Here is a 12,465-nt window from a genome sequence, read left to right as displayed (position 1 = left end):
CGAGACCGCCGCCATGCCCGCCCAGCCATCCGCTCCCGCCGACACCGGCATCACCGCCTTCGTCGGCGGCGGCAACATGGCGCGCAGCCTGGTCGGTGGCCTGGTCGCGCGCGGCGTGGATCCCGTGCGCATCCGTGTCGCCGAACCGGTCGCGGCGCTGCGCGACGCGCTGTCGCGCGACTTCGGCGTGCAGGTGTTCGAACACGCACGCGATGCGGTGGCGGGCGCCGACACCTGGCTGCTGGCGGTCAAGCCGCAGGTGATGCGCGGAATCTGCGAGGAGCTGGCCGCCACCGCGCGCGACGCTCGGCCGCTCGCGATCTCGATTGCCGCCGGCATCACCGCGGCACAACTCGACCGCTGGCTGGGTGGCAGCGCCGCCGTGGTCCGCGCCATGCCCAACACCCCCGCGCTGCTCGGCGCGGGCGTGAGCGGACTGCATGCCAACCGCCATGTCGATGGCGACGGCCGCGCGCGTGCCGAAACGCTGCTGGCCAGCGCCGGCGCCACGGTGTGGATCGACGACGAAGTGCTGATGGACGCGGTCACCGCGGTTTCGGGCAGCGGCCCGGCCTATGTCTTCCTGCTCGCCGAAGCCATGGAAGATGCCGCGCGCGCGCAAGGCCTGCCCGCAGACGCCGCCCGCACCCTCGTGCTGCAGACCATCCTCGGCGCGGCGCGCATGCTGGCCGAGTCCGGAGAGGCACCGGCCGAGCTGCGGCATCGCGTCACGTCACCCGGCGGCACCACCCAGGCAGCAGTCGAGACCTTCGAATCCGGCGGGCTGCGCCCGCTGGTGGCCGCCGCCATCGACCGCGCCACCGTGCGTGGCCGCGAACTGTCCGCCGCCAATGACTGAGCACACGATCGCCCCGCGCCGCCGATCCGCCCTGTTCGGCCTTGCCCTGGTAGTCACGCTGGCCGCCTGCGGCAACGGCCCCGCGCCGTCACCGCCGCCGAATGCGGTCGAACCGCCGGCCGAACTCCGCGACGGCGACCGCGTGCTGCGTGCCAGCCTGGTGCCTGCTGGCGTCGTGGGCGCGGCGATGGCGCGCACCTACGGCATCGACCGCGAGGCCGCCGGCATGGTGCTGGTGATCAGCCTGCGCGCGGGCCCGGACGAGGCGTCGCTCCCGGCGCGCGTGGAAGCAAGGGCCAGCGACCTGCTCGGCCGCGGCCAGCCGATCGCGCTGCGCGAAGTGCGCAGCGACGGCTACATCGACTATGTCGGCACCCTGCGTGTGAAGCCGCCGGAGACGCTCAGCTTCGACATCAACGTGGAGGCCGCGGGTGCCGCGCCGATGACGCTGCGCTTCAGCCGCGACATCCTGCCCTGAGCGACGCGCTCAGCGCTGGTTGAGGCTGTAGCGGCCGGGCCCCAGCAGCATGATCGCGACCGCCGTGGCGAGGAACATGCCCTGCAGTTCCAGCGCCCAGCCGCCCTCGCCGTTGAACTGGCCGAGCTGGCCCATGTGCGCCAGTACGACGGCGAACAGCATGTTGATGGCGACCAGCGCCGCGCCGAGGCGTGCATGGAAGCCGAGCAGCAGCATCAGTGGCGCCAGCACCTCGCCGACCAGCACACCGTAGGCCAGCACGCCCGGCAGGCCGTTGGCCTCGACCAGGCGCTCGATCCCGGACATGCCGCCGCGCAGCTTGGCGACGCCGTGCAGCAGCACCAGCACGCCGAGCGCGATGCGCAGCAGGAGGCGGGCGGCATCGTGCATGGCGGCCTGGTTCATGTCGGTTCTCCTCGGGGGTGGCGGATCATCGCAGAGCGCGCGGCGCGCGTCAGCCCCGGCCGCGCGCGCGTTCGCGCTGCGACCAGCCGTGCACGATCGCGGCCAGCGCGCGCACGCCGTCGGTCAGCGCCGCCGGCCCCGGCTGCAGGATCAGCGGCGACTTGACCTCGTGCAGCTCGCCGTCGCGGACCGCCGGGATCGCGTCCCAGCCCGGCCGCGCGGCCACCTTGTCGGGGCGGAATTTCTTGCCGCACCACGAGCCGATGATGATGTCCGGCGCGCGGCGCACCACTTCACCGGCGTCGGCGAGGATGCGCTGCTTCGCCAGCGGCTCGGCGGCAAGCTCCGGGAACACGTCGTCGCCGCCGGCGATCCGCAGCAGTTCGGCGACCCAGCGGATGCCGGTGATCGGCGGGTCGTCCCACTCCTCGAAATACACGCGCGGCCGGCGCGGGAGCGCGGCCGCCAGCGCCGCGACCTCGTCCAGACCGCGTCGCAGGTCATCGGCATAGGCATTGGCGCGCGCGGCCACGCCGACCAGCGCACCCAGCCGGCGCACGTAGTCGACGATGCCATCCACGCTGCGGTGGTTGCTGATCCACACCTCCACGCCGTTGCGCACCAGCTCGGCGGCGATGTCGGCCTGGATGTCGGAAAAGCCGATCGCCATGTCCGGGCGCAACGCCAGGATCGCGCCGATCTTCGCGCTGGTGAACGCGCTCACCTTCGGCTTTTCCCGGCGCGCCTCGGGCGGCCGCACCGTGAAACCGCTGATGCCGACGATGCGGTCCTGCTCGCCAAGCGCGTACAGGGTCTCGGTGGGCTCCTCGGTCAGGCAGACGATCCGCCGCGGCCCATGCGTGGCCCCCGCTTCGCTCACGGGTACAGCATCCGTTTGCTGCAGTCGCCGGCGTGGTCGCATTCGTACAGCCAGCGTTCGTGCAGGCGGTAGTCGGCGCCGTACCAGAACTCGATGCGGTCGGCGCGCACGCGCAGGCCGTTCCAGCGCGGCGGGCGCGGCACGTCGCGGCCGTCGAACTGCTGCGCATAGTCCGCCAGGCGGCGCTCGAAGTCCTCGCGCGCGGCCAGCGTCTCCGACTGCAGCGACGCCCAGGCGCCAAGCTGGCTGCCGCGCGCCCGCGTGGCGAAATACGCGTCGGCCTCGGCCTCGTCGATGATCGCCACTGGCCCCTCGATGCGCACCTGCACGCCCTGGCGGACCCGCGGCCAATGGAACAGCAGCGCGGCGCGCGGGTTGGACTTCAGTTCGCGGCCCTTGCGGCCGTCGAGATGGGTGTAGAACACGAAGCCGCGCGCGTCGTGCGCCTTCAGCAGCACGGTGCGCGCCGAGGGTCGGCCGTCGGGCGTGGCGGTGGCCAGGGTCATCGCGGTGCGGTCGGGCTCGCCGGCATCGCGCGCCTCGTCGAACAACGTGTCGAAGGTGGCCAGGGCTTCGGCGTACAGGTCGGTCATCACGGCAGGACTCCACATGGACGGCACGCGCGCGGCACGCGCCGGCGCCGCGCTATCGTGCACGGATGCAGACGCCCTTGCACCCGCGCGGCGGTTTCGGCGATGCCATGATGGCCGCCGTGCTGGCCGAGGTGATCGCGTCCGGCGCGCGGGTGTTCGCGATCAGCGGCGTCCAGGGCTCCGGCAAGTCGACGCTGGCCGCGCAGCTGGCGCGGGCAGCCGCCGCACGCGGCCTGCCCACCGCGGTGCTGTCGATCGACGACGTCTACCTCGACCACGACGCGCGCCAGGCCTTGGCCCGCGACGTGCACCCGCTGCTCGCCACGCGCGGCCCGCCCGGCACGCACGACCTGGCGCTCGCGTTCGCCACCCTGGACGCGCTGCGCGCCACCGGCTCGGCCGACCTGCCGCGCTTCGACAAGCTCGCCGACCGGCGCTGCACGCGCAGCGACTGGCCGCGGGTCGCCGGCATCCGCCTGGTGATCCTGGAAGGCTGGTTCATCGGCACAACCGCCGAGGACGACGCCGCGCTGGCCACACCGGTCAACGCCCTGGAACGCGACGAGGACCCCGACGCCACCTGGCGCCGCTGGTGCAACGCCGCACTCGCCCGCGACTACCCGGCCCTGTGGGCGCGCGCGGACCGGCTGCTGTTCCTGCAGCCGCCCGGCTTCGAGGTCGTGGCGGACTGGCGCTGGCAGGCGGAACAGGCGCTGCACGCCGCCGCGCCTTCCCGGCCGGCGATGACGCGCGCCGGCATCGAGCGCTTCATCCAGCACTACGAACGCGTCAGCCGGCAGGCGCTGCGTACGCTGCCGGCGATCGCGGACCTGGTGATCGGCCTCGATGCCGCGCGACGGCCGACCACTGACGCGCCGGTCCCTACTCGACGACGAACGTCACCCGCAGGTTGACGCGCCATTCGGTGATGTTGCCGCCGCCGTCGGTGACCACCTTGGTCTCGTTGATCCAGGCGCCGCGGATGTTCTTGACCGACTCCGCGCACTTGGCCAGTCCGGTGCGCACGGCATCCTCGACGCTGGTGGGCGAGGAGGCATTCACTTCGATGATCTTGGCGATCGTCATGGCGGGTATTCCGGTTGGCGGCGACACTGCCGCTGCCTGCAACCCTAGTGCGGCGCATGTTAAGGGCGCGCCGTGGATCACCGGCTGCTAGCATCGCGGAGCATGAATCCCGCCCCGAACCTCGTCCTCGTCGGCCCCATGGGCGCGGGCAAATCCGCGATCGGCCGCCGCCTCGCCGAGCGCTTCGCGCTGCCCTTCGTCGACGCCGACCGCGAGATCGAGCTGCGCACCGGCACCAGCGTGGCGATGATCTTCGAATGCGAGGGCGAGGCCGGATTCCGCGCGCGCGAACGCGAGGTCCTGGCGACTCTTCTGGCCGCCACGGGCTGCGTGGTCTCCACCGGTGGCGGCGCGGTGCTCGATGCCGGCACCCGCGTGCTGTTGCGTACCCGTGGCTACGTCGTGCACCTGCTGGTCGACGTGGAGGCGCAGCTGGCGCGCCTGGCCCGCGACCGCAGCCGTCCGCTGCTGGCCGGCGGCGATCGCGAAGCGGTGCTGCGGCACCTGGCCGAGGTGCGCGACCCGCTCTACGCCGCCGTCGCCGACATGCAGTTCGACACGCGTGCGCTCACCGCGGCCGACGCCGCCGTGAAGCTCGGCCATGCGCTGGACAGCGACTGGCAGCGCGGCCTGGAGCTGGCGTCGTGACCGCGATCCGCCATGTCGACGTGGGCGGTGACGCCGCCTACCGCATCACCATCGGACAGGGGCTGCTTGCCGACGGCGAAGCGCTTGCCGCAACCCTGCGCGGCCGCCAGGTGCTGCTGGCCAGCGACAGCAATGTCGCGCCGCTGCATGCGCAGGGCGTGGAGGATGCGTTGCTGGCCGCACGCCCGGACCTGCGCATCGCGCGCTTCGTGCTGCCCGCCGGTGAAGCGTCCAAGACCCTGCAGGGCTTCGCCGCCGCCATCGACGCGCTGGCCGCGCTGGGCGCCACCCGCGATGCCTGTGTGTTTGCGCTCGGTGGCGGCGTGGTCGGCGATCTCGCCGGGTTTGCGGCGGCCTGCTGGATGCGCGGCATCGACTGCGTGCAGCTGCCGACCACGCTGCTGGCGATGGTGGACTCCTCGGTCGGTGGCAAGACCGCCGTCGACCTGGCCGCCGGCAAGAACCTGGTCGGCGCCTTCCACCCGCCGCGCGCGGTGCTGGCCGATACCGCCGTGCTGCGCTCCCTGCCCGACCGCGAGCTGCGCGCCGGGCTGGCGGAAGTGGTGAAGTACGGCGCCATCGTCGACGCGCCCTTCCTCGACTGGCTGGCCGGCCACGCCGGCGCGCTGCTCGGCCGCGAGGATACGGCGCTGGCCGACGCCATCGCGCGCAGCTGCGCGCACAAGGCGGCGATCGTCACGCGCGACCCTTGCGAGCGCGGCGAGCGCGCCCTGCTCAACTTCGGCCACACCTTTGCCCACGCCATCGAGACCGAACAGGGCTACGGCGGCCTGAACCACGGCGAGGCGGTGGCGGTGGGCATGGTGCTCGCGGCCCGTCTCTCCACGATGCTCGGCATGTCCGCCAGCGGCGACGCCGACGGCCTGCGCGCGCTGCTGCTGCGCTTGGGGCTGCCGGTGGAGCTGCCGCGTGGACTTGACCCGCGGGCGCTGCTGGCGCGCATGCGCCTGGACAAGAAGGCCCAGGCCAGCGGCCTGCGGTTCGTGCTCTTGGACGGCGCGGGCCGCGCGCGGGTCGTGTCCGACGTGCCGGAAGCCGCGGTGCTGGACGTCCTGGGCGCCTAGCCAGCAGCGGCGTCCGGGACCCGCCGCCGGCTACAATCACCGGATGCGCCTGCTCCTGCAACAACGCCCCGAAGGCCGCGAACCGCCGCGCTTCGTGCAACTGATGCTCCAGCCCGACCTGCTCGGCGGCTGGGCGCTGGTGCGCGAAACCGGACAGATCGGCGGCCGCAGCACGGTGCGGCGCGAGCAGTTCCTCGACCAGACCAGCGCCGTGAAAGCGCTGGAGCAGGCCCGCGACCAGCAGCTCAAGCGCGGTTTCCAGCTGATGTTCGCGCAGGGCGCGGACGTGCCGAAACCGTGACCCTGCCCCGCGGGCCGTTACCAGGACCCAAGACGTGCCCCAGACCCTGAAGAACGACCGTTTCCTGCGTGCCCTGCGCCGCGAACCCGTGGACCACACCCCGGTGTGGCTGATGCGCCAGGCAGGCCGCTACCTGCCGGAATACCGCGCCACGCGCGCCAAGGCCGGCAGCTTCATGGGCCTGGCCACCAACCCGGAGCTGGCCTGCGAGGTGACCCTGCAGCCGCTGGCGCGTTTCGAGCTCGACGCCGCGATCCTGTTCTCGGACATCCTGACCATTCCGGACGCGATGGGCCTCGACCTGTACTTCGTCGATGGCGAGGGTCCGAAGTTCAGGCACCCGGTGCGCGACGCCGCGGCGATCGCCAAACTCGGCGTGCCCGACATGGAAACCGACCTGCGTTACGTGATGGACGCGGTGCGCGTGATCCGCCGCGAGCTGGACGGCAGCGTGCCGCTGATCGGCTTCTCCGGAAGCCCGTGGACCCTGGCCTGCTACATGGTGGAAGGCGGCGGCAGCAAGGACTTCGCGCGCATCAAGGCGATGGCGCACAACGACCCCAAGGCGCTGCACGCGCTGCTCGACGTCAACACCCGCGCGGTGATCGCCTACCTCGCCGCGCAGCGCGCGGCCGGCGCGCAGGCGCTGCAGGTGTTCGACACCTGGGGCGGCACGCTGTCGCCGGCGATGTACCGCGAGTTCTCGCTGCCGTACATGGCGCGCATCGCCAGCGAACTCGACCGCGGCGAAGGCGCCGAACGCACGCCGCTGATCCTGTTCGGCAAGGGCAACGCCACGCATCTTGAGGCGCTGGCGGCCACCGGCGCCGAAGGCGTCGGCGTGGACTGGCTGATCGAACTCGGTGACGCCGCGCGCCGCATCGGCGACAAGGTCGCCATCCAGGGCAACCTCGACCCGACCACGCTCTTCGGCAGCCCCGATGCGATCCGTGGCGAAGTGCGCCGCGCGCTGGACAGCTACCGCGACGGCAACGGCGGCTCGCGCGAGGGCCATGTCTTCAACCTCGGCCACGGCATGTCGCCTGGCATGGACCCGGAGCACGTACGCGTGCTGGTGGACGAGGTGCACGCCTACAGCCGGCGCTAGGACACCTCGTCCCCGGCCAGAAGCGCGTCGATGGCATCGGCGAGCAAGGCACCTGTCACCGGTTTGCGCAGGAACATGTCGAACCCGGCCGCGCGCGCCGCGGGCTCGGCGTCGGCATCCGCGCGCGCGGTGACCGCCAGCAGCGGCGCGGTGAATCCACAGGCATGCAGCTGCCGCGCCAGCGCGAGGCCGTCGATGCCGGGCAGGTCGAGGTCGAGCAGGGCGAGATCGAAGCGGCTGGCGGTGGTCTCGCTCAGCGCGGCCAGTCCGTGCGGCACGTGCACCACGTGGTGCCCCTGCGCATGCAGCAGGCCCACGATCACCTCGGCGACCGTGGCGTCATCCTCGACCAGCAGGATGTCCAGCGGCCGCTGTGCCGGGCGTGGCGGTCGGATGTTAGCTGGCCGCGTCCCGGGCGGCTGCGCGCCTGGCAGCGGCAGGTCGACGGTGAAGTCCGTGCCCTGCCCCGGCGTGCTGTCCAGCTCGATGCGCCCCCGCATGGCGACGGCAAGCTCCTGGCAGATCGCCAGGCCCAGGCCACTGCCGCCGTAACGCGACGCCGTGCGCACGCCTTCGGCCTGCTCGAAGCGCCGGAACAGGTACGCCTTCTGCTCATCGTTGAGCCCGGGCCCCGTATCGGACACCACCAGGCGCACGCCGGCGCCGGCCATCGGTGCCGCCTGCAGCGACACGCTGCCGACCTCCGTGAACTTGATCGCGTTGCCGAGCAGGTTGAGCAGGATCTGCCGGACGCGGCCGGCGTCGCCGAGCAGCCAGCGCGGGGTGTCGGCATCGATGTGCCGGCGGAAGGCAAGGCCGCGCTGGCGGGCCATCGGCTCGACCATGCCGGCCACTTCGTCGAGCAGCTCCACCAGGTCGAAGGGCTGGGCATCGAGCTCCAGCTTGCCGGCCTCGATGCGCGCGAGGTCGAGCGCGTCGTTGACCAGGCGCATGAGGTGCTCACCGGCGCGGCGGATGGCATCGGCATAGCCGCGCTGGCGCGGCTCGAGCTCGGTGCCCAGCAGCAGCTCGCTCATGCCCAGAACGCCGGTCATCGGCGTGCGCACTTCGTGGCCCAGCGTGGCCAGGAACCTGGTCTTGGCCAGCGACGCCTGTTCGGCCAGGTCGCGTTTCTGCTCGTTGAGCTGCCAGGCGTGGCGACGCTTCAAACGGCCCCGGTAGGCGCGCCCGATCCACAGCACGAGCAGGACCGCGAGCGCGACGAACAGCAGTTGCGCCCAGGCGGCCTGCCACCACGGGGGCTGCACGTGCAGCACCAGCTGCTGCGAGGGTGACCACGCGTCGTCGGCGGTGCGTGCCTGCACCTGCAGCCGATAGCGGCCAGGGGCCAGCTTCGGGAAGATCCGCTCGCCGGCCGCGCCGGTCTCAACCCAGCCGGCATCGTCGCCCTCGAGCAGGAAGCGGTAGCGGTGCGCGTGCGCGTCGGTGAACGACAGCAGGCGCGCGACCACGCGCAGGTCGCGATCGTCGTGGCGCAGTTCAAGCTGGGTGGCCAGCGGCGACAGCGACACGCGATCGTCGCCGCGGCGCAGGTCGATCGACTCCACCGCCAGCGTCGGCGTGCCCTGCGTCCATTGCACCTGCCGCGGATGGAACAGCAGCAGGCCATCGGCGGTCCCGGCGGCGACGTAGCCCAACGGCGACATCTGCATCGGGTACTCGCTGAACTCGTGGCTCGGGAGGCCGTCGCGCACGCCGTAGACGCGCACCCGGCGTGTCACCGGGTCGAACCGGACCAGTCCGCGCGCCGTGGTCATCCACACCACGCCGGCGTCGTCCACCAGCACCCCGCCCGGGGCGACGGTCGGCAGTCCCTGGGCGGCGTCCACCGTGTCCAGGTGGTGCAGCGACGCGCCATCCCAGCGATACACCGACAGCACGCCGTTGCCTGCGAGCCAGATGCGGTGGCCGTCTCCCGACGCTTCGATGGCGACGCCCTGCAGTGCGATCCCGGGCGCGCCGGGGATCGCTTCGAAGCGGCGCAGGCCGTCATTCCACGTACGCAGCCCGCCGCTGCCGACCAGCCACAGTCCGCCATCCGGCGCGCGCGCGAGCTGCTCGACCGAATCATTGAAGCCCAGGCCACGGCCATCGCCGCGGTGGACGGTGTCGAGCACCCGGCCGGCACGGTCGCGGTGCTGGACGCTGTGCAGGGTGGCCAGCCACAGCGTGCGGTCCTGCAATTCGACGAAGTGCGCGATGCGCCCGGGTGGCGCGGCATCGGCGCTGCCATCGGCATGCCAGCGGCGCACCGCCCGGCTCAGCGGATCGAAGCGCACCAACTGGTCCTGGCAACCGAGCCACACGCCGCCATCGCGCGCTTCGAGCACGCCGGTGACCAGCAGCGCCCCGCACACTTCGGTGAACCGGTGTTCGATGCTGCCGGTTTCCGGATCCATCCAGTCGAGCACGCCACCGCTGCCGACCAGCCACAGTCCACGCCCACCGGCGGCGGTGGCCGGTGCCACGCCGTAGACGAAGGCGTTGGCCGGCGAAGCCGGATCGCCAAGGCGCCGCTGCAGCACGGTGAAATTCCGCCAGTTGGCCGGCAGGTGCCAGAGGCCGGCATCGGAGCTGGCGAACCACAGGCCACCTTCGCGGTCTTCGTATGCGCTGGACCAGGCGGGACGCACCAGGCCGCGGCTGGTGGTGCTGTACAGCGGCACGTTGTCGACGCGACCGTCGCGCTCCCAGGCCAGGCCACTGCGGGTATCCAGCCAGCGCGCGCCCTGCGCATCCTCGAGCAGCATGTGCAGCGCGGGCTGGCCGAGCACCGGGTCCACCCATGGCAGGCGTTCGATGCGTCCATCCACGCGCCGCACCATGCCCGCGCCGTGCATGCCCATCCAGACCTCGCCGCCGTCGTCCACGGTCAGCCCGTCGATCAGCAACGACGGCAGCGCATCCACCGGCAACCTGGCGAAGCCCGAACCGGTCCAGCGCGCCACGCCACCCTTGGTGCCGATCCACAGCGTGCCATCGCGCCGGTCCACGGCGAGATGCGACACGCCGTTGGAGGGCAGGCTGTCGGCATTGCCCGGCTCGTGCGCGTACTGCCGCACGCGGCCGTCGGGCGATATACGGTGCAGTCCGCTCTCCGCGGTCCCGAACCAGACGTCGCCATCGGGCGTGCTCGCCACCGACCACACATCGTTGCCGGCGATCGCCGCGTGCGAGTTCCTGTCGTACCAGGTGAACGCCTCGCGCTCCACGTCCAGCATCGCCAGGCCGGCGTTCTGGGTGCCGATCCACACCCGGTCCTGCGCATCGACATGCACCGACCATATGAAGTTGTCGCGCAGGCCGTCGCCGACCCGCCAGATGCGGAAACCCACGCCGTCATAGCGCGCCAGGCCGTCGCGCGTGGCGATCCACAGGTACCCCTGGCGGTCTTCGGCGAGCGCGTTGACGCGATTCGACGGCAGCCCGTCGAACACGCTGATCTGGCGCGGCTGCGGCAACTGCGGCACCGCGGCCACGGCCATGCCCGCCAGCAACCCGCACAGGCAGAGGCCGATCCATGTCGCCAAACCTCGCATGTGCCTCCCCGGCCATCCGCGGCGGGCACGCGCCCACGCCACCCCAGCGCATCCTCGCAACGCACCGTATCCGGCGCAAGTTGCGCCGCGCCGGCGGCCTGCGCCTAGAATCGCCCGTCGGCGCGACGCGTCGTTCGCAGGGAACGCCCATGCATGCCATGCCGCGAACAGGCCGCCAGCCGCTGGCCGTGCTCCCCGTCATGGCGATGGCGGTGTCTTTGGCCGCCTGCATGCCGGCGGTGACGCGCGACGCGGCAGGCGCGCCCGATGGCGCAGTCGCGATGCCGCCGGCGGTGGCGGCCGGCACCGCCGCCGATGCCGACACCTACGCCATCGACCCGGTGCATACCCGCCTTGCGCTGGCTGTCGACCATGCCGGCTTTTCGCGCGCCATCGGCACCGTGTCCGGGACCACCGGCCAGCTGCGCTTCGTGCCTGGCGACTGGACCGGCGCGTCGGTGGTCGCGGACGTGCCGCTGTCGCGGCTGGACTTCGGTGATGCGGACTGGAACCGCGCGGTCGCCGCACGCGGACTGCTCGACAGCGAACGCCACCCGCTGGCGCGCTTCGCATCCACACGGGTCGAGGCCATCGACGACCGCCGCGCGCGCATCCACGGCACGCTGTCGCTGCGCGGGGTGACCCGCGACGTGGTGCTCGATGCCACCCTCAACGGCCATCGTCGCCACCCGCTGCCGCCATTCCGCCGCACGATCGGCTTCTCCGCCACCACCACGCTCAGCCGCGCGGACTTCGGCAGCACCGCATGGGGCTCGGTGATTGGCGACGCGATCGAGCTCCGCATCGAGGTCGAAGCGGTGCGCTCGCGCGACGACACGGCCCCGCCCGCCACCGCCACGCCGCAAGCAGAGGACACCACCCCGCCATGACCCTCAAGAACATCACCCGCTGGGGCGCCGTCAGCCAGGCCTTCCACTGGACCATCGTGGTGCTGCTGCTGGTGGTCGCCGTGGTCGGCCTGACCATGGGCGAGCTGCCGCGCACGCCCAAGTACTTCTGGGTCTACACCGCGCACAAGTCGGTCGGCCTGACCATCCTGGCGCTGGCGCTGCTGCGCCTCGGCTGGCGCCTGTACGCCGGCGCGCCACCGCCGGTCGCGGGCACCCCGCGCCTGCAGGCGATGATCGCCTCGGTGACCCACTGGGCGCTGTACGCGCTGATCTTCGCGATGCCGCTCAGCGGCTGGCTGTACGACTCCGCCAGCGGCCTGCGGCCGTTCCGCTGGTTCGGGCTGGCCGAAGTGCCGAAGCTGTCGCCGCCCAACGAGGGCCTGGCCGACCTGGCCAACGACGCGCACGAAACCATGTTCTGGGTGCTGGTGCTGCTGGTGGCGGCGCATGCCGGCGCCGCGCTGTACCACCACATCTTCCAGCGCGACGACACGCTGCGGCGCATGTTGCCCGGCTGGCGCGCGCGCGGCTGAACCGAACGCGTCCGCCGG

14 protein-coding genes are annotated in these 12,465 nt (G+C 72.3%); 9 read left to right on the top strand and 5 right to left on the bottom strand.

Annotated elements, in window-relative coordinates; translation table 11 throughout:
- The first annotated feature begins 13 nt into the window (after positions 1-13).
- Complete coding sequence (gene proC, locus IDM46_RS02955) at positions 14-859, top strand: pyrroline-5-carboxylate reductase (protein WP_223878012.1); 846 nt, start codon at positions 14-16, stop codon at positions 857-859.
- Complete coding sequence (locus tag IDM46_RS02950; RefSeq protein WP_185114768.1) at positions 852-1,337, top strand: DUF4426 domain-containing protein; 486 nt, start codon at positions 852-854, stop codon at positions 1,335-1,337. Before proC ends, IDM46_RS02950 begins: the two co-directional genes overlap by 8 nt.
- Positions 1,338-1,346: 9 nt before the next feature.
- Here IDM46_RS02950 and IDM46_RS02945 read toward each other — a convergent pair whose 3' ends face one another.
- The 3 genes from IDM46_RS02945 to pdxH are packed head-to-tail and all read right to left on the bottom strand — an operon-like array spanning position 1,347 to position 3,215.
- Complete coding sequence (locus IDM46_RS02945; RefSeq protein ID WP_221441768.1) at positions 1,347-1,742, bottom strand: DoxX family protein; 396 nt, start codon at positions 1,740-1,742, stop codon at positions 1,347-1,349.
- Between the two features lie 49 nt (positions 1,743-1,791).
- Complete coding sequence (locus tag IDM46_RS02940) at positions 1,792-2,622, bottom strand: cobalamin-binding protein (RefSeq protein ID WP_223878011.1); 831 nt, start codon at positions 2,620-2,622, stop codon at positions 1,792-1,794.
- The gene (pdxH, locus tag IDM46_RS02935) at positions 2,619-3,215 is read right to left on the bottom strand and encodes a pyridoxamine 5'-phosphate oxidase (protein WP_185114766.1); all 597 of its coding nucleotides are present in this window, start codon (positions 3,213-3,215) and stop codon (positions 2,619-2,621) included. Before pdxH ends, IDM46_RS02940 begins: the two co-directional genes overlap by 4 nt.
- A 107-nt stretch (positions 3,216-3,322) precedes the next feature.
- Here pdxH and IDM46_RS02930 point away from each other — a divergent pair, with 107 nt between their 5' ends.
- Positions 3,323-4,129, top strand: coding sequence for a kinase (locus tag IDM46_RS02930; RefSeq protein ID WP_185115239.1), 807 nt, complete (start codon positions 3,323-3,325; stop codon positions 4,127-4,129).
- Here IDM46_RS02930 and IDM46_RS02925 read toward each other — a convergent pair.
- Positions 4,098-4,301, bottom strand: a complete 204-nt coding sequence (locus IDM46_RS02925) for a dodecin family protein (RefSeq protein WP_185114765.1) — start codon at positions 4,299-4,301, stop codon at positions 4,098-4,100. The genes IDM46_RS02930 and IDM46_RS02925 overlap by 32 nt on opposite strands.
- A gap of 102 nt (positions 4,302-4,403) precedes the next feature.
- Here IDM46_RS02925 and IDM46_RS13570 point away from each other — a divergent pair, with 102 nt between their 5' ends.
- From IDM46_RS13570 to hemE, 4 genes are read left to right on the top strand one after another with little or no spacing between them, the layout of a single operon-like run.
- Positions 4,404-4,949: a shikimate kinase gene (locus IDM46_RS13570; RefSeq protein ID WP_223878010.1), complete on the top strand. Its 546-nt coding sequence runs from the start codon at positions 4,404-4,406 to the stop codon at positions 4,947-4,949.
- A complete protein-coding gene (gene aroB, locus IDM46_RS02920) occupies positions 4,946-6,034 on the top strand; it encodes a 3-dehydroquinate synthase (protein ID WP_223878009.1) in 1,089 nt (362 codons plus the stop codon). The genes IDM46_RS13570 and aroB overlap by 4 nt, the downstream gene beginning before the upstream one ends.
- Positions 6,035-6,077: 43 nt before the next feature.
- Positions 6,078-6,335 carry a WGR domain-containing protein gene (locus IDM46_RS02915; RefSeq protein WP_182822685.1) on the top strand — a complete coding sequence of 86 codons (258 nt, stop codon included), beginning with the start codon at positions 6,078-6,080 and terminating at the stop codon, positions 6,333-6,335.
- A gap of 34 nt (positions 6,336-6,369) precedes the next feature.
- Positions 6,370-7,443: a uroporphyrinogen decarboxylase gene (hemE, locus tag IDM46_RS02910; protein ID WP_185114763.1), complete on the top strand. Its 1,074-nt coding sequence runs from the start codon at positions 6,370-6,372 to the stop codon at positions 7,441-7,443.
- Here the strand turns inward: hemE and IDM46_RS02905 are convergent.
- A complete protein-coding gene (locus tag IDM46_RS02905) occupies positions 7,440-11,003 on the bottom strand; it encodes a hybrid sensor histidine kinase/response regulator (protein WP_185114762.1) in 3,564 nt (1,187 codons plus the stop codon). The genes hemE and IDM46_RS02905 overlap by 4 nt on opposite strands.
- Positions 11,004-11,284: 281 nt before the next feature.
- On the opposite strand from IDM46_RS02905, the gene IDM46_RS02900 reads away from it, so the two are divergent.
- Both IDM46_RS02900 and IDM46_RS02895 read left to right on the top strand, forming a co-directional pair.
- Positions 11,285-11,893: a YceI family protein gene (locus IDM46_RS02900; RefSeq protein ID WP_185115238.1), complete on the top strand. Its 609-nt coding sequence runs from the start codon at positions 11,285-11,287 to the stop codon at positions 11,891-11,893.
- Entirely contained in the window at positions 11,890-12,447 is a 558-nt protein-coding gene (locus IDM46_RS02895) for a cytochrome b (protein ID WP_185114761.1), read from the top strand. Before IDM46_RS02900 ends, IDM46_RS02895 begins: the two co-directional genes overlap by 4 nt.
- Positions 12,448-12,465: the final 18 nt, after the last annotated feature.

Origin of the sequence: Luteimonas sp. MC1825, from assembly GCF_014764385.1 — a bacterium.
Classification (GTDB): Bacteria; Pseudomonadota; Gammaproteobacteria; order Xanthomonadales; family Xanthomonadaceae; genus Luteimonas.
Note: the sequence above shows the minus strand (reverse complement) of the source record. Positions and strands in the feature narration are given on the sequence as shown.